Origin of the sequence: Bacteroides sp. MSB163, from assembly GCF_036416795.1 — a bacterium.
GTDB lineage: Bacteria > Bacteroidota > Bacteroidia > Bacteroidales > Bacteroidaceae > Bacteroides > Bacteroides maternus.
Genome location: NZ_CP143867.1, coordinates 2583271 through 2608517, shown reverse-complemented (window position 1 = coordinate 2608517; position 25247 = coordinate 2583271). Strand labels below are relative to the sequence as shown.

The 25247-nt window shown below is 44.6% G+C and carries 24 protein-coding genes and 1 pseudogene; 14 read left to right on the top strand and 11 right to left on the bottom strand.

Annotated features, from left to right (window positions below; genetic code table 11):
* Position 1 precedes the first annotated feature (1 nt).
* The 7 genes and pseudogenes from VYM24_RS09340 to VYM24_RS09310 form a co-directional block, all read right to left on the bottom strand.
* The gene (locus VYM24_RS09340) at positions 2 to 1540 is read right to left on the bottom strand and encodes a response regulator receiver domain (RefSeq protein ID WP_070737918.1); all 1539 of its coding nucleotides are present in this window, start codon (positions 1538 to 1540) and stop codon (positions 2 to 4) included.
* Positions 1541 to 1544: 4 nt separating this feature from the next.
* On the bottom strand, positions 1545 to 4517 hold the full coding sequence (locus tag VYM24_RS09335) for an ATP-binding protein (RefSeq protein WP_007568504.1): 2973 nt from the start codon (positions 4515 to 4517) through the stop codon (positions 1545 to 1547).
* Entirely contained in the window at positions 4504 to 5571 is a 1068-nt protein-coding gene (locus VYM24_RS09330) for a DNA cytosine methyltransferase (protein WP_007568506.1), read from the bottom strand. Before VYM24_RS09330 ends, VYM24_RS09335 begins: the two co-directional genes overlap by 14 nt.
* Entirely contained in the window at positions 5552 to 5932 is a 381-nt protein-coding gene (locus VYM24_RS09325; protein ID WP_306439187.1) for a helix-turn-helix transcriptional regulator, read from the bottom strand. The genes VYM24_RS09330 and VYM24_RS09325 overlap by 20 nt, the downstream gene beginning before the upstream one ends.
* A gap of 128 nt (positions 5933 to 6060) precedes the next feature.
* Positions 6061 to 6384 (bottom strand): hypothetical protein, encoded by a 324-nt coding sequence (locus VYM24_RS09320; protein WP_032839982.1) that lies wholly within the window; start codon positions 6382 to 6384, stop codon positions 6061 to 6063.
* Between the two features lie 181 nt (positions 6385 to 6565).
* The gene (locus VYM24_RS09315) at positions 6566 to 6805 is read right to left on the bottom strand and encodes a cyclic nucleotide-binding domain-containing protein (protein WP_007568512.1); all 240 of its coding nucleotides are present in this window, start codon (positions 6803 to 6805) and stop codon (positions 6566 to 6568) included.
* Positions 6806 to 6819: 14 nt separating this feature from the next.
* Positions 6820 to 7298, bottom strand: a pseudogene (locus VYM24_RS09310) (YitT family protein); the annotation flags it as partial.
* A gap of 342 nt (positions 7299 to 7640) precedes the next feature.
* On the opposite strand from VYM24_RS09310, the gene VYM24_RS09305 reads away from it, so the two are divergent.
* The 3 genes from VYM24_RS09305 to VYM24_RS09295 all read left to right on the top strand — a co-directional run bounded on the left by VYM24_RS09305 (position 7641) and on the right by VYM24_RS09295 (position 8825).
* A complete protein-coding gene (locus VYM24_RS09305; RefSeq protein ID WP_007568520.1) occupies positions 7641 to 7847 on the top strand; it encodes a hypothetical protein in 207 nt (68 codons plus the stop codon).
* A gap of 471 nt (positions 7848 to 8318) precedes the next feature.
* Positions 8319 to 8516 carry a helix-turn-helix domain-containing protein gene (locus VYM24_RS09300; protein ID WP_007570618.1) on the top strand — a complete coding sequence of 66 codons (198 nt, stop codon included), beginning with the start codon at positions 8319 to 8321 and terminating at the stop codon, positions 8514 to 8516.
* A 15-nt stretch (positions 8517 to 8531) separates the two neighbouring features.
* Positions 8532 to 8825 carry a helix-turn-helix domain-containing protein gene (locus tag VYM24_RS09295; RefSeq protein ID WP_007570616.1) on the top strand — a complete coding sequence of 98 codons (294 nt, stop codon included), beginning with the start codon at positions 8532 to 8534 and terminating at the stop codon, positions 8823 to 8825.
* Positions 8826 to 8892: 67 nt separating this feature from the next.
* Here VYM24_RS09295 and VYM24_RS09290 read toward each other — a convergent pair whose 3' ends face one another.
* Both VYM24_RS09290 and VYM24_RS09285 read right to left on the bottom strand, forming a co-directional pair.
* The gene (locus VYM24_RS09290) at positions 8893 to 10113 is read right to left on the bottom strand and encodes a site-specific integrase (RefSeq protein WP_007758084.1); all 1221 of its coding nucleotides are present in this window, start codon (positions 10111 to 10113) and stop codon (positions 8893 to 8895) included.
* Between the two features lie 20 nt (positions 10114 to 10133).
* Positions 10134 to 11363 (bottom strand): site-specific integrase, encoded by a 1230-nt coding sequence (locus tag VYM24_RS09285; protein WP_195289392.1) that lies wholly within the window; start codon positions 11361 to 11363, stop codon positions 10134 to 10136.
* Positions 11364 to 11484: 121 nt separating this feature from the next.
* Here VYM24_RS09285 and VYM24_RS09280 point away from each other — a divergent pair, with 121 nt between their 5' ends.
* Complete coding sequence (locus tag VYM24_RS09280) at positions 11485 to 11898, top strand: site-specific integrase (protein WP_425286643.1); 414 nt, start codon at positions 11485 to 11487, stop codon at positions 11896 to 11898.
* A gap of 264 nt (positions 11899 to 12162) precedes the next feature.
* Here the strand turns inward: VYM24_RS09280 and VYM24_RS09275 are convergent, their stop codons facing one another.
* Positions 12163 to 13047: an IS3 family transposase gene (locus VYM24_RS09275; protein ID WP_330942011.1), complete on the bottom strand. Its 885-nt coding sequence runs from the start codon at positions 13045 to 13047 to the stop codon at positions 12163 to 12165.
* An 8-nt stretch (positions 13048 to 13055) separates the two neighbouring features.
* On the bottom strand, positions 13056 to 13439 hold the full coding sequence (locus tag VYM24_RS09270) for a transposase (RefSeq protein WP_044272650.1): 384 nt from the start codon (positions 13437 to 13439) through the stop codon (positions 13056 to 13058).
* 575 nt (positions 13440 to 14014) lie between these two features.
* Between VYM24_RS09270 and VYM24_RS09265 the strand changes: the two genes are divergently transcribed.
* The 10 genes from VYM24_RS09265 to VYM24_RS09220 all read left to right on the top strand — a co-directional run bounded on the left by VYM24_RS09265 (position 14015) and on the right by VYM24_RS09220 (position 25220).
* Positions 14015 to 14428: a helix-turn-helix domain-containing protein gene (locus VYM24_RS09265; protein WP_291551411.1), complete on the top strand. Its 414-nt coding sequence runs from the start codon at positions 14015 to 14017 to the stop codon at positions 14426 to 14428.
* A gap of 25 nt (positions 14429 to 14453) precedes the next feature.
* Positions 14454 to 15011: a DUF3575 domain-containing protein gene (locus VYM24_RS09260; RefSeq protein WP_291551410.1), complete on the top strand. Its 558-nt coding sequence runs from the start codon at positions 14454 to 14456 to the stop codon at positions 15009 to 15011.
* A 5-nt stretch (positions 15012 to 15016) separates the two neighbouring features.
* The gene (locus tag VYM24_RS09255) at positions 15017 to 15949 is read left to right on the top strand and encodes a FimB/Mfa2 family fimbrial subunit (protein WP_330942010.1); all 933 of its coding nucleotides are present in this window, start codon (positions 15017 to 15019) and stop codon (positions 15947 to 15949) included.
* A gap of 34 nt (positions 15950 to 15983) precedes the next feature.
* Positions 15984 to 17516, top strand: coding sequence for a DUF3868 domain-containing protein (locus VYM24_RS09250; RefSeq protein WP_330942009.1), 1533 nt, complete (start codon positions 15984 to 15986; stop codon positions 17514 to 17516).
* Positions 17517 to 17548: 32 nt separating this feature from the next.
* Positions 17549 to 20878, top strand: coding sequence for a hypothetical protein (locus tag VYM24_RS09245; RefSeq protein WP_330942008.1), 3330 nt, complete (start codon positions 17549 to 17551; stop codon positions 20876 to 20878).
* Between the two features lie 221 nt (positions 20879 to 21099).
* Positions 21100 to 21417, top strand: coding sequence for a nucleotidyltransferase domain-containing protein (locus VYM24_RS09240; RefSeq protein WP_291551404.1), 318 nt, complete (start codon positions 21100 to 21102; stop codon positions 21415 to 21417).
* On the top strand, positions 21414 to 21593 hold the full coding sequence (locus VYM24_RS09235) for a hypothetical protein (RefSeq protein WP_291551403.1): 180 nt from the start codon (positions 21414 to 21416) through the stop codon (positions 21591 to 21593). Before VYM24_RS09240 ends, VYM24_RS09235 begins: the two co-directional genes overlap by 4 nt.
* Complete coding sequence (locus VYM24_RS09230; RefSeq protein ID WP_291551402.1) at positions 21544 to 21819, top strand: HEPN domain-containing protein; 276 nt, start codon at positions 21544 to 21546, stop codon at positions 21817 to 21819. The genes VYM24_RS09235 and VYM24_RS09230 overlap by 50 nt, the downstream gene beginning before the upstream one ends.
* Positions 21820 to 22051: 232 nt before the next feature.
* On the top strand, positions 22052 to 22834 hold the full coding sequence (locus VYM24_RS09225) for a DUF4469 domain-containing protein (protein WP_425286654.1): 783 nt from the start codon (positions 22052 to 22054) through the stop codon (positions 22832 to 22834).
* A 181-nt stretch (positions 22835 to 23015) separates the two neighbouring features.
* Positions 23016 to 25220, top strand: coding sequence for a hypothetical protein (locus VYM24_RS09220; protein WP_291551398.1), 2205 nt, complete (start codon positions 23016 to 23018; stop codon positions 25218 to 25220).
* Positions 25221 to 25247 lie beyond the last annotated feature (27 nt).

The following is a 25247-nucleotide window of genomic DNA, read 5'->3' as shown; positions in this document are numbered from 1 at the left end:
ATTATTGCTTTGCGATAAGTCTTAACCATTCGGATTCATTCAATCCTACGCGAGACAGTTGTGCACAGTAACTGTTTAAAATACGTTGTGCTTGCATTTCTTTTAAGTCTACCACCCACTCATAAGTTTCTCCATAGGAAGAATAGAATACATATTTGTCCTCCTTTTTTGATGCTTGAATAATTGTAGCACCTTCTTTTGGCTTGAATTTCACTGTTTTTATTGCAAATGAAGATTTATTTGGAAATAATTTCAATTCATTATTCACAATTAACGGATATTCGCCTTTTTCTTCTAAAGGTAAAAATAAGAATCGTCTTTCCTCCTTAATTCTCACCGAATCGCATCTTTGTTGAATACAAACATAATACTTGTCTACAGATTTTATAACTGTTCCAAGTGTTAATATCGGAGCCCCAATAGCAGGTTGAAATATATTTTTATGATGCGTCAAAATGGCAAAATCTACATTCGATTTATTCACATCGATACCATCATATGCAAATAACTCTATGGTATGCGATTGTAATTTCCCCTCGTCTTTATTTGACATATCTTTTCCTGAAGCTTCTGTATATTTATCTTTAAGTCGAGGTTGCTCGGAACTAAACATTTTTTTTAAAAGGTCTTTCGATTTGCCAATAGACACTCCATTTATACTTATCGTTTCGTCTGTAATACGGTTTTCAATCCAGTTATCAACCCAATCCTTTGTATCAATATCTGTTGTCTCCAATAATTCCGAAATAGCTTCGCCAAATAATTTTATTAATAGTTGCTTGGATTCGAATGTGTTTTCCAATAATATTTTGTGCCCGAGATATGCCGGATCTAATTTGGGAGAAAAGACGCTTAACATTCTGGATGTATTATTCCTTATTGCCGATATTGAAGATAAAGCAAAATTCGATAACAAACCGTTGGTCATGTCTGCAAATTCTTCAACAATCAAAGTCGGAAGGCTTTCATACGATACTATTTTATCTTTCAATTCCGGATTATGTGCAAATTGAGTTTCCGAATTTTGTTTTTTAGCTCTAACTAATATCTTAGAATTTAAAGATTGAATAACGCAATCTCCTTTATGAAAAGAATGCTGATCCACTTTCTGATATATACTGTTCGTAATTTCAAATAAATCCGTTTCTCCAGTATACACAATTAACAGTTTCAACATCCCAGTTTGTGATAATAAATCAGATATCAATTTTAATGTAAACTCTCCGCGCGGATCGTCATTATCTGCATCTGCATCGGGATCTTCAACTTGGTTCTCCTCCTTTTCTATATCTAAATACCAATCTAAAATGACAACATCTGCTTTATTTAGTATAGTATTGTAACTATTAACATCAGAAATGGATTTGGGTGCATATACAGCACAGATTTTTCCAGATTGTGCAAATACATTCGATACATCTAATGCGCTAAATGCATTGTTAGTCATATCATTCTTATATGCTTTGTCATCAATAAAAACAATATTTTGTATAAAGTTGTTTGCAATTTCTTTCGATTGCTCAATAAATCTGTCTGCCATATTTTTATTGCATTTTTTGAATTTTAAAAGTAACTGTAGAGCCTTCCTTAGGTTGTGCCACAAATATATCATAGTTCTCTGCATTCAAAACCTCTTTACTGATACTCAACCCCAATCCTCTTCCATTGGGCTTTCTGGAAAATCTTAATTCAAAGATTCGTTCCTTATCTTGGGGTTTTATTTCAATACCGTTATTGGAAATGTATATTCCCGTATCATCCGCATGCAACCGAATAACTTTTTCAGGAACATCACTTTGTTTTAACCAATAAATGGCATTATCAATGATATTCACAAATACAGGATAGAATGTAGAACGAAATCCGTGTATTTTTCGACCTGCAAACCCGTTAGTATGTTTAAAAGCTATATTGTGTCGTTCAAGACGGGATTTGAACAAATCTATTAAAAATGTTTTAATATCCAATAAAGATATGTCTTCCCGACGTCGATTCAATCGTCGATTTAACGGGGTAAACAAATTTAAATAGCCGTCCAAATGTTCGAAATTTACCTTGATGTTTTTATATATTCCTTCCAATTTGATATCTACATCCGACCATGCTTTTAAATCTTTCAGACTATGTCGAATCGAATTAACCGTACCGTTGAATTCATGGTGCAATATTCCGACAGCCAATCCTAATTGGCTTAATTCAACGTCCGATTGCAATCGTTCCCGCAATTCCTCTAACTCTTCCGAAGCGGCTTCCGCTATTTGGTCATTTGTAATTATTTGACCGTCTTCGTTTTTTTCGACATAGAAACTTTCAAATTGTCGAATTATGCGTTCCATAACATCCGTATTTCGACTGCTTATGGATTCTATTTCTGCTTCCATTCTCTTGCGTTCCGTTACCAAATCAAAGTTATCGGCTTTATCGGTTGCCAATAATTTGAATTGATTCTTTACGCTTCGTATTTGATTATCCAAATCGATTATCAGTTCATTCGTAAGATCCTTAATTTTGCGAGAAACATCGGAAACAACATCATTGGTTTCGCTTTTCTTCTTCTTATTAAGTGACAGAGCTTCGGCTGAAATCAGTTCCACCGCTTGCTCCAACCGCTTTCGCTTACTTATTTCCAGATTCAACTGTGCCGTATAATCATCGATTAGCTGATCGATATTTTCATTGATATTTTTAAATACCGTTTGTTCCAGAATTTTAAACTCATTAAGGTACGTGTCAAAATCCGTTCTCATTGATTTTGACATTGCAAATCCTTTAGGACTTGTCACCGATATTCTTTTTCTGTAATCGGAAACTTTTTGTCTCATGGCAAATTCCAGATCTATTATCTTCTGGCTTGCTTCATCCGCATCGTTAATGTATAAAACCGAATGTAAATCGTTCCTAAAATTCGTAAGTAATTCTTCCAGTTCGTTTTCGAATTTATGTTCCGTTAAACCGGCAAAAAAGATATCGAGCTCACGAGCAAATCTCTCCTTTTTCGATTTGGCCAATTTATCCCGACGTTCAAGTGCGTTATGGTACGCATTGAACTCGTCTTTCTTCTGATTGAAGAATTCCGATTGTGCCGTTTTGTTTTTTTCGCTGAAAAAATCAGCGGCAAGTTGTACAAAGAAATTTTTTAAAATCGCTTGAAGTTGGCGATATGCTTTATTTTCAATAAAACCTTCGCGTCCGGCTTTCTCTACCAAACCGCTGTGTTCTCGGTCCGCTATTTCAATAGCACCGAACATTCGTCGATAAGAAAAGAAATATGTTGATGCTCGTTTCGAACGATTTTTTTCAATATCCAGAAAATCATAATCGGAGTCACCATACGGTAGAACTCGAATATTATCTCTATATATGTATAAACCTCCGAATTTATCTCCTTTGGCTTTAATCCTGGCATAATTTTCGACATCTACACGAGAACTTTTCAATTCTCCTTGTAAATACGCCAAGTTAATTTTAAACGGACCACATTCGGTTTCTCTATAATAGTTATCCCGCCAATTTACAATGTGATCAAATGTTTTTTCTCCATATATTTTTACTAATCCCTTGAATTGTCCGAACTCATCAAATTGCCCTTGAAAATGGTGATCCGCCAATTCAAATTCTTCCGTGGTAAAAAAGTGTTCTTTATCTATGATGCTGACAAAACTACCGTCATTCGCCCTATAGTCTCTAAATGAAATGTCAACGACGGGAGTAGGATGATCGGGGGTCATTGTATTGTGAAATCCCATCAACATTTTCTCGATTTTTGTAGCTTCGTCCGAATTGCCGTCTCCCTCTATATCGGAAATAATCGTATCGTAAACTGGGGAGATGAAAAATTGAGTTCCACCACAGCCATTGGTTAATTCAAATCCTTGTTGTAGTTGTAAAGAAAGTTGGTGTGGGTCAACTTTAAAAGACGTGATAGAACTTTTTATTTTTTCAAAATCCTTGTCGTCAATAAGTTCTTTTTGATTTAATTTATCAAGGGATTGTATTACTTCATTTTTAATACTGTCAATATCGGCTGCATTCGGCATATGAGAGTATTCTCTTACCGGAATAACAATATCCTCCAAGTTAATCCCCGGCAACTCGAATATCTCCCAATTAATGAAAGCCACAACAATATCATATTCTTTAGATCTTAATTTTGCTTTCGATACGATTAAAACCTGACTTCCTATTGATGCAATAGCCAATCTTCCTATGCCTTTTTCTCCCATGATAGGACGTCTTGGCTTTGATATGTCAATAGGCGGTAAACTGCTTTTTTTATTTGCCAATTTACTTTCGGTCCCGAGCGTAAGCCAACGAGTTTCAAATTCCTCTTTTGTCATACCGAGCCCGTCATCACGTAATACCAGCAGATTATTACATCGGAGAAAATCGATATCGAATTTATCCGCATACGCATCATGTGCATTTTTTATAAGCTCGTTAATAGCTGTAGGGATACCGGCAATTTGTTGCCGTCCCAATAAGTCGAGAGCTCTTGCCCGAGTTTTAAATTGTGCCATTGTTTTCCAGTGCTTTTATCGTTTCACCTAATCGCCGAGCATATTCACACGGAACTGCATTGCCGATTAATTTTGCCGTTGCGGCAATACTATTTGTTTTAAACACATAGGTTTTCGGGAATGTTTGCAATGTAGCACCTTCCCGTAAAGAAAGAGCCCGATCTTCTTCCGGATGTCCGAAACGTCCGTTTGAGATACTATAAAATTTAGTTGTAATAGTCGAAGCCGGTCGATGCCACCACATACGCCCGAATGTATCTTTAAAACAATCGTCTTTTCCTACAAAGCAAGGTAATTGCAATTCCGGATCATTTGCCCAATCAAGTCTGTTCCCGCCGTCGTGTTTGGTCTTTGCCAATCGTTTAAGACATACATCACTTAATCCGGCAACCGTATGGTTAAACACACTACTGTCTTTATGGCCTGCGCTAACTTTGGGAAAACCGTTCCTTTCACCTAAATAATCGGCTAATACGGTCTCTTTATCGTCCGCCTTAGGTAAATGTATATTGACATTTTCCAATCGTGTTGCGATAAGAGAAAATCTTCGACGACTTTGAGGTACGCCGTAATAGCTCATATCTACAACCTTATAAACAGGATTTTTATATCCGAGATCTTCCAATTTTCGTAGAAAATAAGGTAAGATGCTATCTTTATTTGTGATTATGCCCGGAACATTTTCCACTAATACATATCCCGGTCTATAATATTCGATGAACCGAGCAAAGTTTTTTAATAAATCCTTAGATTTTAAGGCTTTATTCTTATCCGTATTAATTATACTGTAAAATTGGCAGGGACTGCATCCTACCAAAATCAAAAAGTCATCATTTTTCCGTATCCCAAATTTTCGCTCAAAATAATTGCTCCGTAAATTCTTTATATTAGTTTGAATGAAAACACTTCCGGAATTATTGTATTCATACGTTTCTTTGGCATCTTGATCAAAGTCCACACCTGCTATAACGTTAATCCCTGCCTGTCTTAAACCGCAAGTCATTCCACCACCTCCGCAGAAAAAATCGATTGCTTTATATTTGGATGCCATCATCTTGATTACACATTTGCGTAGAACAAAGTAATTCTTTAATATCAATCTTTAACGTTTCGGCAATCGTCAGTAGTGTTTCTACCGAAGGTTGAACTTCGTTTGTACACCAACGAGAGACTGTCGATTCATTTTTACCTAATGCATGCGCCAACCATTTCCCTGTTTTACCTTGTTCCGCAAGCACTATTTTCAGTCGATTTATCCGCTTCATTTGCATAACTATTGCTATAATCTGCAAATTTAATAAAAACAACCCGAATGACAAAATGATTAGCGCGTTTTTATAATAAGAAATATTTCTAATATAAACATAAAAACATTCCGTAAAAGCGGTTTTATCCGTCGGCACACCATCGCCCAAACAGGTTTGTACGAACGTGTACCGACTGCCGCATAAGCGGAGAAAAGGGCTTTGCATCACGCCTAACCAATGGTTTAGACTGATGATGCAAGACCCATTTCTTTTATGCTTATGCCATAGAGGTGCTTTTACGGGTTTTCTATGGATTTTTCTTTTTGCGGTTCCTTTGAGCCGTAAGCGGAAAGCTGTATATGACCGCTTGCCCATGAATGGCACAAGCCGTCCCCACGGCAGGCAAACTGGGAAGAATGATTTATCCGCCCGACCAAACGAGTTTGGACAGACAGATAAACCATACTTCCTTGCAGGTGGTTTGCCGGTTTCATGTTTCCGGCAATGTTCCTTTTCCTTTTAGGTTTCTTCTTTTCACGGATTTCTCCTTTGAAGTTTTCCTGTCTAATCTGCCTCCACTTCCGTTTACCTCCATTTTCGCGCCTTTCAGTGGGCCGCATCAGGCAGTCATTTTCGTTCTGGGCGCAAAGGTAACTCCGGGATTGGACGGGAAAGCAAGGTCAAGCCTCCTGTTTTCGGAAAAAATCTCCAGCCCTGCGGGTAGTATTTTGGCCGAAAAATTATCACAAGTTATGATAATTTCTCTGCAATGATTGTCTTCATACTTTTCTGTTTCGAATTTTACAAATTGTTTCTTAGGATTATTTGTGTGGAACATAGGTTTTCCAAAGTCGGTTTGTCCACGATAAACATCTCACAGTCCGTTTCCGCTTCTATCTCTATCGTTGATGCGGTCTGTCCATAGTAGCATGACATGCTTGCGGCCATTTCACCGCCGAATGCGAACCATTGCGTCACACCGCATCCTGTGTCGGGAACAAAAGCACGGCAGATGCCGCTTTTCATGATGATCATTATCATTTTTTATTTCTTTCTTATTCTACTTTGATATGATCGAATCCTTCTCCATAAACTCCTATAACGGCACTTTGTGAAACAAAAGCCTCCGTGTCTATATTTTTTATCAGCCGGAAGCTGACCGGCGCTTCCCTCTTCCCGGCTAATATAAACATCATCTTTACTTCTCGTCCTGTATAAAAGCCGGTTGTATTGATAATCGTCACTCCCCGGTGTGGGTATTCGTTGATATGCCGCCCTATTTCTTCATTTATTGGATATGATAAAGAACTGGATTGTCGGGTACTATTCATTGCCCTGGTCGATAGCAAAGCTACAAATATAAAGAGTTACAAACCCGTCACCACTTTTTCCCGGTCTTTCAATACAAAATGACTGGAGGAAATGATAATCATATCGCAGATAAGCACCGTTCTCCCAATGTGATGTTCCGGTCTTTGTTGATGATGGCTGCAATAATATCTGTACCTTCCGTACTTCCGTTTGCTGAAAGAGCCTCCCTATGGCAACTTCCACACTCCAACGACATAATCTATCACAATATCCGTAACTTGGTATGTCATTATCCCGATAATGCAGTCTGCCAATATCTCCATGACCTGATATATCACAATCCCGGCAACGTCGGGGAGAATCCAGACCTCCCGCCGGACAGCCGTTTGTCATGTCTTTTGCCGGTATTGACTATTCATGTCTATATATGACTATAGCTGACAAGGTACCCTTTCCCACGTTTATTCTTTTTTTCTTTGCGGCGTAGGACGATAATCCGTCATCGGGAACGTCCGCCTTACAAAACGCCCAATTGTCACATGGAATTAATGTATAAATCATAGTTATGGACAGCATTGAAAGGAAAAAACCAAATCCGTATCATATCAACGAGAAGGAGATACTGGATATAGTTGCCGCCAAAGGCTCATATTTGAGCTGCATTTCCGGGGATCTGGAAGAGGTGGTACCCCACAAGGAATCTTCATCCCGGCCGGAGAGTAAAAAGACGATAACGGAGGAAGAGGTAAAAAATATATTGAAGCCCTCCTGAACAACTTTTCATCCAACCGGCGCAAGCCCCTGCATATTGACGCACAGGTGTACGAATGTATCTCAGACATTGTCTGGGCGGTCAGACGTAAGGATTTCACTGTTTCCGGTGTTATAAGCCGCATACCGGTTGAACATATTAAGGAAAACGCCGACGTGATAAGGAAGATCACAGGACGGGATTACAAACTGTTCCAGCCGTAATATGACGGGAAATCCTCCTTAAAACGGCTCCGGAGGGGGAGTCGGAAACCACGACACCCAGCCGGAAGTGCCTTTGGAAAGTATTTTGAACTGTATTTCAATAATTTGAGTTCCTGACAGGAAGCAATTTTAAATAAAAACAAGAAAAATGGAAGTATATTACATTGAAGCCGGAATCTTTGAGGAGATGCTGGCTCGGACTGAGAGCCTGTCCGCACAGGCGGACCGCTTGTATGAAAAGAACAGGGAAAAGAAACCGGAAGAGTGAATGGACAACCAGGATGTCTGCCTGCGTCTTGACATCTCTCCACGTACCCTGCAGACTCTCCGGGATACCGGACGGCTGGCATTCACCCAAATCCAGCGGAAAATCTATTACAGGCCGGAGGACGTAGAAAAGCTGATGGCCTATGTCGCCATGAAACGCAAGGAAAAGGCGGTGAGAGAAAAAAGAAAGAATGAATAATTAATCGGAAGTAGCATGGAAGGGATTATTAGCAAAGAGACGGGCAGTGTCCGCCGGTTCTTTGGCCTGCTGGATAACATCCAGACGAAGCTGGAAAGGCTTGCGGAGGATAACCGCCCCCTGTTTAACGGCGAGCGTTTTCTCTCTGACAAGGAGTTGTCGGACCTGCTAAGAATCAGCCGCAGATGCCTGCAGGATTATAGGGACCAGGGGCGTATTTCTTATATCCGGCTGGGCGGAAAAATTTTGTATAAGGTATCCGACATTGAGAAACTCCTGGAGGATAATTATCATGAGGCCCTGATATAATCGGGGGCGTTCAATATTTAAGAATGCCGGCCGGAACCAATGTTTAATGGTTCCGGCCGGCATTTCATTATTCGGACATTTCCGTCAGAAGGACCGTATCCCCTTTCTGTCTTCTTTTCATCAGCTGGTCCATGTCACCGGATATCTTCCGGTCGGTAACCTGTGCATAGACCTGCGTACTGTTGATGTTCGTATGGCCCATCATCTTGGCGATGCTCTCTATCGGGATGCCGGAGGACAGCATCAGGGTTCCGAACGAATGGCGGGCCATGTGGTAGGACAGGTTCTCCTTCATGCCCAATGCCACGCCCATTCCATGTACCTCGTACCAGAGGACGTCGCGGACCGGCAGCGGGAATACCGGTCTGTCGTCATCCGTGGTGTTGTAAAGTTCCAGTATCTGTTCGGCTATGGGATGCAGCGGGATGAACGCCTCCACGTCCGTCTTGGCCCGGCAGACGCGGATATATTTTCTTCCTTCCGAGGTCTTTCCGATGTGCCGGGGATGGAGTGCTCTCGTGTCCGCATAGGCCAGACCGGTCAGCGAGGAGAAGATGAACGTCCTGCGTGCAAGCTCCATCATCGGGTCGGGCAGCGGGGTTTCCATCATCCGCTTCAACTCACCCCGGCTGATGTGCCTTAGCTTTAACGGTTCTTTCTTTTCATATGCCACATCCTCTATCGGGTTGGCTCTCAATATCTCCCGGTCCACGGCGATGTAGATGAGCCGGTTGAGCCAGCACAGACAGTGGTTCACGTGGCTGTTCCTGTAGCCCAGCTCCTTCTTAAGAAAGACCTTGAACGATTCGGCGAACTCCTCGGTGATGTCCGAAAAGGCGATGTCCTTCATTCCGCGGGATTCGATGAACTGTCTGAGATTGAGCTGCGTGGTCTTCGACTGGCGGTAGGTCGAGGTGGAGTTGATTTCTGCCGAGCGGATTCTCAAACGTTCGCGTTCCACCTCTCCGGCCTGCAGGAGGTATTCCGGCACGGAATTGGCACCTGACACGGTGGCCTTGAGCAGTTCGGCCGTGACCACTCCCTGATGCTTCAGCAGATTATCGTATGCCTTTTCCAGCTGGTCACGGAAACCGGCGAGGCGGTTGTTTTCCCTGACTGTTCTGATCTCACACTTCTTGCTGTCCCAGTCCTCCGGCCTGCAATAGATGCCGGTGGCAACGGCTGACTTCTTGCCGTCAATGCTGATCCGGCAGAGGACGGCGGTCGTGCCGTCCGATTTCACTTTGTTACGGTTGATGTAGAATAAGAGCTTGAATGTACTGCGCATGGTAATGATATTTTTTAGGGTTAAAGAATGAGTTTCAAATCACGGGTTGCCTCGATGAACCTGTCCATGTCCTCGAACAGCCGCTTCGGGCTGACACGGGCGTAAATTTGTGTGGTCCGGACATTGCTATGTCCCAGCATTTTGCTGATGGTCTCGATCGGTACTCCCTCCTCGAGCGTGACCAGCGAGGCGAAAGAGTGCCTCCCCATGTGGTAGACAAGGTCCTGGCTGAGTCCCGCCATCAGACGCAGGGCTTTCATATTTCCTCTGAGGGTATGGTAGTCCTGTGGTGGGAAAAGAGTCTCGCGGGTATCGTCCCGGTATTTCTCAATCAGCGCGACGGCTTCCGGAAGCAGCTTGACACGTCCGAGGTAGTCGGTTTTCTTTCTACGGTACTTCAGCCAGAGGCTGCCCCCGTCGTCAGTGAAAAGGTTCTCCCGGGTGATGCTTACCGCATCCGCGTAGGCGGTGCCGGTGTAACAGGCGAAGAGGAAGAGGTCTTTGGTGATAATATGTGACCTGCGTTTTTCCGGTATCTCCAGATCACGCAGTTTCTCGAAATTCTCACGGCTCAATGCCCTCGGCGTACTTTCCTTCTGCTTGGGCAGCTTGAAGTGGCAGAAATGGTATTTCTCCGAGTGGCCCTCCTTGTAGGCGATGCGGCAGATCTTTTTCAGGATGGCCAGGTAGCCGCGAAGCGTGTCCACGGCATATCCCTTTTCCAGAAGGATGAAATCCTGGTAGTCGCGGATGAACTGCTCGTTGAGCTGCCCGAAGGCAAGGTCCGGAACCTTGAATTTCGCCTTGATGAATTCGGAAAGCGTGCGGTAGGTGAAGAGGTAGGTCGAGAGTGTGGTGGGCGCACGGTCCACACCAACACGGGCCTTCATTTCCCCGTTATGCCGGTCGAGAAGTTTGAGCAGGGTCATCTGCATGCCCGCATTGCCCTGGAACATGTCCCTGACCGCAGCGGCATCGAAATCCCTTTTTCTTTCCATGAGGGAATTGAAGGCCGAGTGTATGGCAAGCAGCAGTCTTTCTATTTTTTCATTGGTCTCCACCGCTTCCCAGCTCTTGCCGTTCAGCCGGCTCTCACGCGCGTTCCACAGCCCGGGGGTGCAGGAGAGCTTGCAGCTGAACTGCGCCATCGTGCGGTTGAGGGTGATCCGTCCCATGATCGGGGCCTTGCCGGTCTTGCCCGGCTCGCTCTTTTTCAGGTAGAGCAATACCTTGAATTTTTCCACTTTCATACGCTCTTTTTTAGGTTGTAAAAATACTCCTTTCAAAAGCGTTCTTTGGTATGCAAAACATTGATAAACAGTGAATAAAAATCCGTTCTGCCTCTACCGGTAAAAATCCGGTTACCTGCCGTTGTTTCCGAAACAGGCGGCTAACAGTCTGGTAACTGAAACGCTGCAATATTTTGTTTTATTTTGCAGGTCTGACTATCATGCAATTCTTGTAAAATGCTTAATTATAAACGATTTACGTTTAATTCGCACCATTCTGTTTTTTATTGCATTTCTAAATATTACTTATGTCGCACGGCATACGTGGGCAACTCTAGCATATAATGAAGATATACCGGTAGCCAAAATTAGTGCAGGATTAAGTCATGCTTCAGAAGAAATTACGCATACTTATTTGAGGTCGTTTTCTGATGAACAACTGGCAGTGGTAAACTTGCAAATGGCAGCATTGGTTAATCCGATGGCAGAAAAGGAATGGAAGAGGAAAGAAAAGGGAAAGAGAAAAGGAAATAGGAATGATAAAGAGAGTAAATGATGTGTACTGGTTTTAGTTGACAACTTCGTTTGTTATAACTGGATTAGTTTACTCAATATACTTTAATATCTAAAGAGGTTTACTTTTGTTTTTCTTATTCCTATTTTAGTTGTCTTTTGTTGGTGCTTGCAAATTTATGCATCTTCCTTTATTTACGCAAGCCTTCTTCAGGAAAATGTAATGTTGCCAACAAACAAGAACTCTTCGGTCGGGGATCGCCCTAGCGGCAAGGGGCGGGCCCCCCCCCGTCCCGACGAGCGGGTATTATGCTGTAAATCCTACCGTTTCTCTGAGCACTTCCATAGGTGTCCTCATGTTTATCCCTTGATGAGGCCGCACATGATTATATACATATACAGCATCTTCAATGCGCTTGCTTACTTGCTCGAAGCTCTCATCATCACAGTCGAATAGCCAACCGTTTTTAATGGTGTTGTTCATTCTTTCAGCCAATGCATTATGCAAAGGATCACCACACTGCGTCATACTGATGTTGATTTGATGCTCTTTAAGCCTCTCTACATATTTATTTGAGCAATATTGGACACCCCGGTCGGAATGATGAATAAAAGTGCTCATGTCTATGTGATACTTCTCATAGAATGATATTGCCATCTCCAAAGCTTTCAAGGGCCCCTCCGTCTCAAGAGTTTTGTAAAGCGCATATCCAACGATGGCACGACTTGCCGCATCGGTAAGCAACGAGAGGTAAGCCCAGCCCTGACCGGTGTTTACGTAGGTTATATCCGCCACTACCATAGCGCCCAATCGCATAGCGACAAATTTGGGTGTAACATTCAACAGATCGGGGTAGATATAGTAATTATGGTTCGAATTCGTTGTTTTAGGACGCTTGCGACTTGTACGTTGACACAAACCATTGGAACGAAAAATGTCATAACAACGATCACGACCGATAACCATCTTTGGTCCAAACTTACTCACGCAGCAGGCGTATAACTCGCGCATACCAGCTTTGGGCATGAGTTCCAACAGTTCCTTGCAGTACAACACGATGCTTGTGGTAAGGATATCAACCTCCAAATGCCGGTTCACATGCTTGTAATAACCTTGTCGGGTTATGCCGAAGTAATCACAGAGGAACTTTATACAACCATGTTTGCGTCGGGTTGAGTGCCTCTGTGACAAGGTGTCGATTACTTGGCATCGGAGTTTTTTCGTACCTTGATATGATACGTGGATTCAGCAAGATTGATGAGTTCTTCGCACGCCTCATGACGTAAACTCTCATCAGCAAGAGCCCGATGAAGTTTACGGTTCTCAGCACGCAATAGCGATAGTTCTTTCTGGAGCTCAGAAATACTAGAATTAATAGCATCGATATTTACCGGTTTAGGTGATATACCCATAGCTTTGTCTTCCATTTGATACTTGTTAAGCCAATAAGTAAGAAGCTTGGCACAAAAGCCGTTACGCTTACAAAACTGAGATTTGCTCTCGGGACTTGATAAATACTCACGAATATAAGACATTCGTTCATCATCACTGTAATAGTTGTACTTCTTTTTCGAATATTTCATCTTTATTTTCGATTTTTGAAGTGTCAACTTATTCAGTACACTACAAAAAGCTCTCAGAATGAGCTTCATATTTCTGTTCCGATTCCCGGTAGGAAACGGAACGATTCCGGCGGTAAAGGAACAATTTCCAATTGAAATAAACAAGGAAAGCAGGAAATACTTATCGAAGTTTCCCTGTTTTCTGTGAAAAATCAGTCAAATTACAACACCAGACACGACAAAAACATCTCTCTTATTCTGAAAGTTAGATTTTGTCTCAAAAAATCATGTCAATAAATATTACATTCCTGCAATAATATGGTATATCAATGAAAAAGTTCTTTGTATTGATTAAAAAGCTTTCACTTTTTTTGTTTGAATACATAGTTCCCCTACCCATATCTCAATACGGGGGAATCTCATTACTAAATCTAAGAATAAAGGAAGGGAAGAGCTAAGATTTGTCTTCCTTTTTAAAATGGGAGATGATTTTTATCCGTCCAATCTATGGTTATGATAGCACCCGTTCCGTTTCCTACCGGGAATCGGAACATTCCAAACAAAACAGACAATAATCTACATAAAAAGCAAGCGTTATGTTAACACTCAGAACAAAACTCGCCTTGGCAGTACTGCACGACATACAGTATAAGGATTATCAATTGAGTACTTCCTTTAATCCTTCGCCTTCCGAAATTGCGTACCTGCTGCAACGACTTTCAAAAGAGCACCTGATAACACTGATAGAAAATCAGCCGGATAATCAACCCGAGTCTTACCGCCTTGCCTGTGCATATCATCAAATCAGCCTCCTTTCCATTCTTGAAGCATTGGGAGAAGGTGTTTACTTCAACCGCCCCAGTGACGAAAAATTCTATTCCTGTTATGGAACTACAGCCCGCAAGCTAGGCATTGTCAATCAGATGACACGCCTTTATCTGATGGAAATTTCCATAGCAGAACTTCCCGTGAGTGAATGCCTTATCGAGAATCCCATACCTCATATCTAAAACAGTGCAATAAACTCGAATTGCCATGAAACGACTTTATTTGCTGTTCCTGCTGCTCAGTCTGATGAGTATCGCTGCCTTTGCCCAACGCGTGGCATTGCGCACCGACCTGCTATTGTGGGGAACTACCACACCCAATGCAGGAGTGGAAACCAGCATCAACCGTCATTTCACAATGGCACTGAACGGGGCTTACAATGCCTGGAAGTTCAGCAATGATATGAAACTGAATCTCTACCTGATACAACCGGAATTACGCTACTGGCCTTGTCGCAAATTCGAAGGGCACTTCCTGGGAGTGCACGGACATTACGCTTACTATAACGTGGGGCAGATTCCCTTCTTTTCAGGTATGGAAGACATTATTTACCGGGGTGACCTGTACGGTGGAGGTATCACTTACGGTTACCATTGGGTGCTGGGCGACCGCTTCTCAATAGAAGCCATGATCGGCGGCGGATATGCCCGCATGGAATATGATAAATACCGGTGCGCGGGCTGCGGCGAGCGCATGGGACATTATAAAAGGAATTATTTTGGACCTACACGGGCCGGTGTGTCACTCATTTATTTCATCCGATGAAGGTTATGGTAATCCTCTGTTGCATACTATGGTTCTGCACCTCCTGCACGTTCGATTTTGACGAGCCGCTGGTGTGTCCCTACAATGTACGGCTGAATTACCGCTATGCCGGCAGACCCGACGCCGGACAACTCTCCATGTATGTAGACAATATCCACCAGTTCCTTTTCGATTCGGACGGAGTGTTGAAGGATGTCCGGCTACTGAAAGGCGACAGTCTGGAATATTGGCAGGGGGAATTATCCCCCGGTCGCTACACCCTCGTAGCATGGGGAAACTGGGGATATGAAAGTGATATAGTCCCCCCACCCCAACCCGGCGTGACACAAATCCGTGAACTGGCAATGACTTCAGCTACGGGAATATCCACAAGCGAATATCGATCGAACACCGAAAGGCTCTACTATGGATATAGCACGTTTGAAATTCCCGCTACGGGAAATTCAGTGAACCGAATCATCTACCTGACCCACTGCCACGCTGTCCTCCGGATTACCGTACATTGGGAAGACGGATACTATCCGACGGAAGGAACGGGAAGCTATACACTCCGCCTACGAGGCGTACCTTGTGAATACGGTTTTCCGGCAGGTTACGACATACCGCTGGCCAGTGGTGACGGAGCTTTCACATTTCCCTCCATAGGTAGCCCGGTGACGTGGCATCAGACCAAAGCTGCGATGAACTATAATGATGAACTGACGGGAGAATTAGTAACATATCGCCTGACATCAGGGTCACATCCGTTGCTGAGCATCTACCGGGGCAATGAGCGGATTATGAAGGAGATTGACTTGCAGCTATTCTTTCGCAAACTGCCCGTCAGTCTGGATGAAAATACGGAACAGGAATTTGACCTGCTAGTGACCATAGGACAGACTATTGTGGTAACACAAATGAATGCATCGGACTGGGCAGAAGGCGGAGGACTAGGATAGGAAATAATTAAAAATGAAAAATTAAAGAGACTGAATGAAGAGGATGAAAAAAATAGCTGGATGTCTGTTTGGGGTGCTGCTGACTGCGGAAGCATGGGCAGGCGGAACTTTAACACTCGGTTCGTATGTCTTTACGCAGGGAGACAGTCTTCACATAGAACTGCTACTCAATCTGAGTGATACAAAAGCGGGGAATGCGGAGGCTTATCTATTTACTCCCGTGCTGCGTGGCGCAGGACGTCTGCAAGAACTACCCGCTGTAGTAGTGAGCGGACATCGCCGTGCCCGTACCGACCACAGGCAGCAGGCGCTTCAACCGTCTCCCGGCTATTTACCTCCTTACTGTACGCTTTATCCCCGAAACCGGAAAGACAGTATTATTTATAATGTATCTGTTGCTTATAGCCCATGGATGGAACATGCTTCATTGGTGCTGATGCGCGAACGGCGGGATTGCTGCCGGATAAAGATGCTCGGAGTAGAGCCGGTGATAACCGATCTTGCCTTGACAAGCCCTTTCCATGTTCCGCAGAGACAGACGGTGATTCCGCAGGCGATTGTCGAAAGACGTGAAAATACCACCAACCGGCAGGCCCCCAAAAGCAAACCGGACTGCATACCCTGCGCCGAATGTACGGCAATGGTGACTTACCTCACTCCGGAAGTGGAAACCCTGAAACACCGTTCGGAAAGCGCCACCTTATATATAGACTACCCTACCGGAATCTATGACGTCCGTCGTGAATTCCACAACAACCATTCAGAACTGGAGAAGCTGGATAGCCTGATGCACCCGCTCATCAGAGGGAATCTGGCAAGCATCTCTGATATTTCCATTTGCGGCTACGCTTCGCCCGACGGAACGTACAAGGACAATGAAATGCTCGCCTCCAACCGGGCCCGCTGTTTCAAGGAATATATGTGCGCAACGTATGCACCGGGACACCGCCTTTATAAAGTATCTTCCATACCCGAAGATTGGGACGGACTGGTGGAACTACTGAAACAGCATCCCATGAAGCACAGTGACGAGGTACTGACTCTTATTTCACAAACCGGCATTTTCGAAGGACGGGAAAAACAGCTGATGGATATGTACGGGGGAAATGTCTACCGCGAACTTCTGAAAGACTATTTCCCGCAATTGAGGCGCATCCGGGTCACGGTGAAGTATGAAGCCCGCGCTTTCAATATCGAAGAAGCGGCAAGCCTGATATATACCCATCCCCGTCTGCTGTCATTGCAGGAGATGTACCGGGTAGCCGCTTTCTACCGCCCCGGTACAGAGCAATACCGTGAAATTTATGAAATAGCCGCCTACCACTTTCCAGGCGACGTACTGGCCAATATCAATGCGGCTTCGGCAGTAATCATGGCAGGCGACCCGATAAGTGCCCGACAATATCTGGATAAAGTAGTGGACGATCCGCGTGCATGGAACGACTTCGGCGTACTGGCCTATCTGGAAGGTGACCGGAAGAAAGCGGAGGAATGGTTCCGCAAGGCGCTGGGCATAGAACCGGAAAAGGCGAGGAAGAACCTGAAGAAGATAAAGAACAAGGAATGAAAATAAGTAATAACCGCATAAAAGTAACAAGCATGAAAACATTAGCTAAATTCTTTCTGCACTTCTCATTGGTGATACTGCCATACCTGACGGCAGGTTGCACCTCTGAAGTGGAAGCAATAGGCGGCACTCCCGAAACACCGGAGAATCCGCAGGCCAATGATCCCAACCGCCGTTCGGTGGTAATCTCTTTACAAAACAAGCTGATCCTTGTAAACGGTACACCCGAAAGCCGGACTACCACCCGTGACGGTATAGCTGAGGAGGATGAAAACCGCATTGAAAGCTTTGATATTTATGCTTTCGGAAGCGACAAGGAAGAAGGACCTTACACCTTTCAGGAACGTTTCGCCTACCGTTCGGATGCCGGAACCCTGCCTACAGGCGCCTCCCCTATTGAACTGAAAGCAGACGAGGCCGCCGGAAAAGTAAATGTCGTATTCTATCCCCGTAAAGGTTTATTCACCAAGTTTTATTGCGTAGCCAATCAAACCGAAATGGATGATGCCACAGGACATACATACACGAATTATACCCCGTTACAACAAAGTTCGCAATCACAGTCCGGTGTGCCGGGAGATATAGTAATGAGCCCCGGAACACCTACCGAAAGCGATTTTATAAAATTGAATACCCCGCTATTAAATTCCACAGGTTTTAATGCCGATGTCCTGCTCGCCCCACTGCCCATGTCCGGTGCCAACAGCCAGCCCACCGACCTGCGCGAATACAGTATGGGGACTTACGTGCGACTTAATGTTTCACTCACTCGCGCCGTGGCACGCTTCGACATAGTAAATGATGCTACGAAGTCTCATTTCACTATCACAGATATTAGTATGGGAAACGGGAGACAGGGGGTAACACTGTTCCCCATCCGTCCGACAGGCGATATCCCAGCCACAAACGGCCAATTGATTACATACCCCTACCGTCTTTTCGACGGACTGAATGCCAACGCAGGAACTACCACCAAAGCTTTTTACTGCTATCCATGCAAAGCTGTAGATGCAGGATTTTTGATTTTGAAAGGATTGTATGCCATAAACCTGACGGATGAAAAGAAAGAGGTATCTTATCGTATCCCTTTCGAACGAGTAACCGACGGTAACGGTACGCACATCGAGATAAACCATAACCACCGATACACGGTGCAGATAACCGAAGCTGATCCTTTTGAACTGACAGCTAATATCCGTCTGGTAGATTGGGAGACAGGAGATTATATAGAAGACTACGAACCTGATAACGGATTGGAAACAATCGCGGTAGCCGATTTGCTACCTGTGGGTGAAACCACTTATGACATCAACACTAATATTGTTACACTGGCGCTCAAAGCAGGAAGTAGCTTTACTGTTTCCACCGGTTCCAATGCCGGAGTAGAAACAAAACTGACTTATAACGGCAACAGCCCTGCTGACGGTTGGTTGAAGCTGGAAGAAATCCCCGTCACCACAACACGAACAGGAGCCACGCAACAAGTGAAGTACAAAATTTCTTTCAATGAAAGCTACACAGGTGACAGTTATCCTCGTGGTATCCTGCGCCTGACGGATAAAGCAGGAGGCAGTGAAGAAGTGATACTAATAGATACTACCTTTGGTACTCCTGTCGTAGAATCCACAGGCGGCACAATGATTCCCGACGGAGTAAATAAATGGGATACGGCGGATAATGCACTCTATCTGGTACAGGTTATCGGCGCTAATACATCCACAGGTGTAATAACAATTACTTCCATAGGCGGTAGTAAAATTGTGCTCCCTACCAATTCCGATATCACCGTTAGTCCGACTTCAAGTGTAAATACCACACAGGAATATACTTTCCGGTGGGCAGGTACGGACGCTACCGACTTGACGGAAAAAAAAATTACCGTAGCCTTAAAAAATGGTTCGGATGAAACAAAAGCTGGGAATTTCAAGGTGAAATTACTACCCAACCGACTTGATAACTTACAAATAACCAATCAAAGCGCAGGTATCAGTCTTTCAGCCATAACAGCTACTACTGCCACACTTACTATGCCTATCATCAAGGACAAGCAATTCACCCTTACAATGGATAATTATAGCAAACCTACCATAAGCAAGTGCCCGTCATGGCTGGAGAACATCACCCCAACGTCTACACGTAGTACACCGGAAAGTAAAACAGTAAGTTTCACTTTCAAACTGATAGAAGACGCAACAAGTTTTGATGATACGCAAATCGTATTCACAAATACTGCCGGAGGAACAGGAATGACAGTGAATATTGCAAGGGAATTTCAAGTACCAACAATAACACTTCTGGGCTCTCCATTACCCAAAGCTAATACCTACAGTGGGACCAAGATGACTGCCAAACAAGTAAAGAGTGGGGAAACTTCCACTTATCAGATAAAAGTATATTCGCTGGGAGGAAACGACTTTTATTGTAATAATGGATACTTCACATATAGCCTTGTTAGTAGCGAAAACAACTCTACAAAAATTTACCGGATAGGAATCAGATCGGGCACTTACAACGATAGCGGAACCTTTAATTTCGACATTCGTAATCTCAAAGATACAAGCAAAAAAGTTACACACACAATGGAATATGTCTCTTCACGCCCAAGCATGAGATCAAATAATCCGGCTAACTGTATAAACTATTATGCATCCGGAGACGCTGGTGCCTCTTTCTATATAAGAAAAGACGTTGGAGAATTATATGGAAAAGGAGAACTTTCTTTCTCAATCAATTCTCCCGGTGGATTAAATGTGCCTGCTTCTTTCAACAGTAAGTTTACTCTAACTAATACACATGCCTGGACCACCACCGAGCCTTGGGATACATTCAAACTAGCTATAGCCGGAGGTATTAATACGAATATGAGCGGAGGAGCTAACGGAGATATACCAATCGGCTCTTATACTTTTACATCAAAAGAATCTACTTATTTTCAAAACCTAACTATTGCATTCTACAATCAACTACCTATTGGACGCGGACAATGGGCATCTAAGATCAATAACTTTTATTGTATACGAGTAGCAACATATGTCCACCTCCAATCATCTCTTAACGCAATAAATAGCATGGGAAATGATTGGTTTATGCCTGGCTGGCCTCAAGTAAGAGATTGCTTTAAGATTGATGACTGGTATCCATATAAAGAGAAGATTCAATACTATCCGGCATATTTCAATAATGTTTTTATTGAAGGCAGATTTTATAATACAGACTATACCGATTATGATGGAGTAGCCTATCAGTGCGGCCTAATAACAAATAATATAAACACTTCATTAGGTACAGCCTTATTTACATGGGTGTTAATGGATAAAGGAAATGCAGGATCTGATTATTACGCAGTTGCTTTCCATAATTAAATAGTTCTTGTATCTGTAGTGGATTGAAAATCCGCTTATCTCTAATATCAGGATTTATAATCCTTCGTTCTTTGACATGTTGGAATGATTTTTATAATGCATAAAAGTGTCTTTATAAACAAAATATACACTTTGATAAAAATGTAAAAACCTGTTCTTCGGAATACCGAGAATGGAAATTATGATTATCTTTGTAAAGCCTTCATCAAAACAATAAGGTTATGGCCCATACTACAGACAAGATTATAGATAAAATTAAAGAGTTGAAAGGAACTGTATTGCCATCAGGTAAACTCATTCTTTTCGGCTCGCAAGCACGCCGTGATGCCACTACCGACTCTGACTGGGATATGTTATTACTTTTGGATAAAGAAAAAATTACTCCTTCAGACTTCGATACTTACGCTTATCCTTTTGTAGAACTGGGGTGGAATCTTGGAGAGTATTTCAGCATGAAACTTTATACCCTATCCGAATGGATGAAACGAAAAGGTACACCATTCTTTAAAAATGTAGAAGAGGAAGGAGTTGAATTATGAAACTCAGTGAAGAAGAAAAGAAGTCATTAATGACAAACCGTATGAATCGGGCTCTTGAAACCTGGGAGGAGACGAAAGGTATTATCAATAACAAATTTTGGTATGCAGCCGCTAACCGTATGTATTATGCCTGGCTATTACATGACTACAGCATTGCTGATAAAACAGGGTTATAGCGCTTCTACACATTCGGGAGTTATTCGCTTGTTCGGACAATATTTTGTTAGTACGGGTATTGTTTCACGCGAAATGGGACGTTTATACAGCAAAGTGTATGAATTACGTCAGTCCGGCGATTATGACGACTGGATAAACATCGGAAAAGAAGATATCTTACCTTTAGTGACTTATGTGGATGAATATTTAAAAGTACTGAAAAAGTTAATTAACGAACAAGAATAATCAATTGATAATTACGATACTACACATCTCGTACTGACGTTTTTCCCTTAAACATTACCTCATATTTTAATCATTCCAACATGTCAAACGAACTTTCGTACTTTGACATGTTGGAATGATTTTTTTGTGAAGTTCATTCCCTCATGCCATAATTATCCGATTTATCAACCCGGCAAAACTCCGGTTTTACCGACATTACTAATTATAAAAAATAAAGATTATGGCAAACGAAATCAAGTATCAAATCAACGGTCAACTGGCGGACAACACCGTGACCGTGGACAACAAGGAGGACATGATCCTTGTCCCCGTATCCATCGGCAACGCGGATGAAAACCGCATCATCACCGAACTGAAAGCGGAAGACTCCGGTCTGCGCGAAGAAACCATCCGTCACGTATTCGACTTGCAAAAGCGTGTCATCAAGCGGTTGCTGATGACCGGAGTTAGCGTAAACACAGGACTGTATTACGCCTCCGTAAGCTTCCGTGGCGTAATAGAAAACTCCACCTGGAATCCGGCAAAGAATTCCATCGTGGTGAACTTCAACGTAGGCGCCGACCTGCGAGAAGCCATCAAGCAAACCACCGTGAGCATCATCGGCGAGAAAGGCAGCGCCATGTACATCGGTGGCGTACAGGATGTCTCCACCCGCGCACTCGACGCCTCAGCCACGGCAGGACGCGCCTTTACGCTTACGGGCGGCAAGCTGAAAGTAGTGGGGACCGACCCCGCCGTAGGTATCACCCTGACGAGCAGCAAGGGCACGGAAACTAAGGTGACCGAAGACCTCTGGGTAACGAACGACCCTTCGAAACTGACATTCATCATCCCCGCCAATCTGGCGGACGGCACGTATGAACTGAAAGTAACCACACAATTCGGCAGCAACAGCAAGACGCTGCTCAAAGCCCCGCGCAGCGTGATGAAGACCATCTATATCGGTACGGCTCCCGCAGGAGGAGGTAGCGGTAGCGGCGGAGAAGGCGGTTTGGACGAAAACCCGTTAGGATAGAGGGCGGACAACGGTAACCGGCGGTAACCGTACTGCTACGCCGGTCGTAGCCGACCATCTACGGGTGGCATAGACGACCGTCTACGACCGGCGTAGGCGACCACCTACGGCGCCCGTAGCAATAGGAGAAGCTAAATCACTTATAATTAATTTATTAACTTTTAAATAAAAGTATAGACAAATGATGAAAAAAAGTAACATGCTTTGGATACCGGCTCTGCTGGCCCTGCTCGCAGGATGCAGCCAGGCAGAACTTGGTCCCGATGACACTCCGGGGAAAGGAGTGCAGGGCAAAGAAATCCGTCTCGTATTTAGCGGCGGAGGAGAGTCGCAGGAATACACCCGCGCCATCGCTTCCGAGAGTGAAAACCAGATTGACAATCTGGATATCTATGTGTTTGCCGCCACCGCTGACGGCGGAGACTACCAGTATCTGGAAACGTGGAAAGCCGCCGCACAGGACAACACCGCAGCGAAGACCTTCAAACTGAGCGGTGCCGGAACCGACCGGAAAGCATCCATCTTCCCCACGGAACTGAAAGGCATCCCCAACCTGAAACTGTATTGTGTGGCAAACAGTACAACGCTCTACAAGGCTGACGGAACCGCCATCGATCCCCTGACGGCAGTGACCACCAACGCCGCCACCGGAGCCATCGAAACAGAAGGTACGAAAGCCACAGACTTTGAGAAGTACTTCACCGTCAAACTGGATCCGGCAAGTACCGCCCTGGGTACCCCTCTGGTGATGACTGGAAGCGGCACAACGAAGATTCTGGGCAACATCGCCACAGTAAACATCGAACTCAAACGCCGCGTAAGCCGCTTCGACATCGACAATGAATCCGCCAAGACGGGACTGATTATCGAAAGCGTCTCGCTGGGGAACGGACGAAACCAATCCACCGTGATGCCGGGCATACTGGCGGAACTTACAGACCCCGAACGCGCCACCGGCCTTATCCGGTACCCTGTGACCGAAGGCAGCTACCTGATGCTTCCCAAAGCTAACCAGGGAGTGACGGAGAGCGCCCTCTATACCTATCCGCTGAAAGATACGGACAAGGCGTTCCTCATCATCAAGGGCAAATACCAGAACCCGATGCAGAAAGACCCCGTTCCGGTGGAGTACCATCTTGATATACAACGGGTACCCGATGGAGGCGGTGATCCCAAGTTCATGGACGTGGAAGCCAATACCCGCTACACCCTGCACATCAAGGAAGTGATGGAAGCCACCATCACCGCCTTCTTCGAAATCGTAGACTGGACCAGTGGTGGCGGAGTCATCATCAAACCTGATAATGCAGCACCCGTAGTGACCGCCCTGAATGTGGAAGGAGCCGACACGCCCGTCACCACCAAGGAAATCAACGTGACCGCCGACGGTACGGAGAAAACTATCACACTGACCGCCACAGCCAGCGGCAAGGTACAGCCGAAGTTCAGCACCACAACCGGATGGGACATCGACTGGCTGACACACAAGGTGGCCGATTATAAGTCGGAAGTAGTGGACGGAGTGACCACCACGACCATGACTTTCAATTATACACTGACTGCCGACGCGCCTTATGTTCCCGTCACGCTGACACTGGCCAATGAATCGGCTTCACAGGATGAATCGGTCTATACCACGCTGACCATCGTGCCGCCTGCCACTGCCCCGGTACTGGACTTTGCAACGCCGGATGCGGCTACAGGGAACTTCAACTTGTACGATAAGGCAAACAGCAAACTCACCCTGTACAAAACCGACAAGAGTAGCATCACGCTCGGAGCAAGCTGTCCCTTCGGTACGAAGCTGGTATTGCCCAATACGCTTCCTTGGCTGGAAATATCGAAAAACACCACAGGGCCTACTCCAAGCACTACGGGCACTCCCGACACGGATGTACCCGTCACCACCCCGGTAGAAGAGTACTACACCCTCACGCTGAAAGACGTGACGGCAACCAGCAATGCGGACAGCAAGTTCGAGATCATCAGTCTGGGAGACGATAGCAAGAAACTGGAACTGACGGTGGAACTACTTGACCCCGCCATCACGACGATTGAGCTGACGGGCGCTACGGGCGGAGCCGCCTATGCCGACAATAAGATTACCGATGTGCCCCGTACCGCCGCAGCCACCGTTGAAGTGAAGGTGACTTCCCCGCAGGGTGTGACGGCGAGCACATTGTCGTCCTGGTTTACCGTTACAGAGACTACCGCCTTTACAAGAACCAGTCCGGCGGATGCTACCGGCAGCCAGGTATTCACCCTGACCGTGAAAGATGCGGTCACCGACTTCACAGCCGCACCGATTGTGCTGAAAAACAATATCGCGGGCATGGAAGACGTGACGGTACTGGTAAGTCCTGCCGCACCTGCCGTCGTTCCTTAATTCAATAAATAACCGATTAATAACAAT

Excerpts from the sequence above, each read along its gene's own strand:
- VYM24_RS09340 (WP_070737918.1), bottom strand. The coding sequence starts at position 1,540 with ATGGCAGACAGATTTATTGAGCAATCGAAAGAAATTGCAAACAACTTT.
- VYM24_RS09335 (WP_007568504.1), bottom strand. The coding sequence starts at position 4,517 with ATGGCACAATTTAAAACTCGGGCAAGAGCTCTCGACTTATTGGGACGG.
- VYM24_RS09330 (WP_007568506.1), bottom strand. The coding sequence starts at position 5,571 with ATGATGGCATCCAAATATAAAGCAATCGATTTTTTCTGCGGAGGTGGT.
- VYM24_RS09320 (WP_032839982.1), bottom strand. The coding sequence starts at position 6,384 with ATGCGGCCCACTGAAAGGCGCGAAAATGGAGGTAAACGGAAGTGGAGG.
- VYM24_RS09315 (WP_007568512.1), bottom strand. The coding sequence starts at position 6,805 with ATGATAATGATCATCATGAAAAGCGGCATCTGCCGTGCTTTTGTTCCC.
- VYM24_RS09305 (WP_007568520.1), top strand. The coding sequence starts at position 7,641 with ATGGACAGCATTGAAAGGAAAAAACCAAATCCGTATCATATCAACGAG.
- VYM24_RS09300 (WP_007570618.1), top strand. The coding sequence starts at position 8,319 with ATGGACAACCAGGATGTCTGCCTGCGTCTTGACATCTCTCCACGTACC.
- VYM24_RS09295 (WP_007570616.1), top strand. The coding sequence starts at position 8,532 with ATGGAAGGGATTATTAGCAAAGAGACGGGCAGTGTCCGCCGGTTCTTT.
- VYM24_RS09290 (WP_007758084.1), bottom strand. The coding sequence starts at position 10,113 with ATGCGCAGTACATTCAAGCTCTTATTCTACATCAACCGTAACAAAGTG.
- VYM24_RS09285 (WP_195289392.1), bottom strand. The coding sequence starts at position 11,363 with ATGAAAGTGGAAAAATTCAAGGTATTGCTCTACCTGAAAAAGAGCGAG.
- VYM24_RS09270 (WP_044272650.1), bottom strand. The coding sequence starts at position 13,439 with ATGAAATATTCGAAAAAGAAGTACAACTATTACAGTGATGATGAACGA.
- VYM24_RS09265 (WP_291551411.1), top strand. The coding sequence starts at position 14,015 with ATGTTAACACTCAGAACAAAACTCGCCTTGGCAGTACTGCACGACATA.
- VYM24_RS09260 (WP_291551410.1), top strand. The coding sequence starts at position 14,454 with ATGAAACGACTTTATTTGCTGTTCCTGCTGCTCAGTCTGATGAGTATC.
- VYM24_RS09255 (WP_330942010.1), top strand. The coding sequence starts at position 15,017 with ATGGTAATCCTCTGTTGCATACTATGGTTCTGCACCTCCTGCACGTTC.
- VYM24_RS09250 (WP_330942009.1), top strand. The coding sequence starts at position 15,984 with ATGAAGAGGATGAAAAAAATAGCTGGATGTCTGTTTGGGGTGCTGCTG.
- VYM24_RS09245 (WP_330942008.1), top strand. The coding sequence starts at position 17,549 with ATGAAAACATTAGCTAAATTCTTTCTGCACTTCTCATTGGTGATACTG.
- VYM24_RS09240 (WP_291551404.1), top strand. The coding sequence starts at position 21,100 with ATGGCCCATACTACAGACAAGATTATAGATAAAATTAAAGAGTTGAAA.
- VYM24_RS09235 (WP_291551403.1), top strand. The coding sequence starts at position 21,414 with ATGAAACTCAGTGAAGAAGAAAAGAAGTCATTAATGACAAACCGTATG.
- VYM24_RS09230 (WP_291551402.1), top strand. The coding sequence starts at position 21,544 with ATGCCTGGCTATTACATGACTACAGCATTGCTGATAAAACAGGGTTAT.
- VYM24_RS09220 (WP_291551398.1), top strand. The coding sequence starts at position 23,016 with ATGATGAAAAAAAGTAACATGCTTTGGATACCGGCTCTGCTGGCCCTG.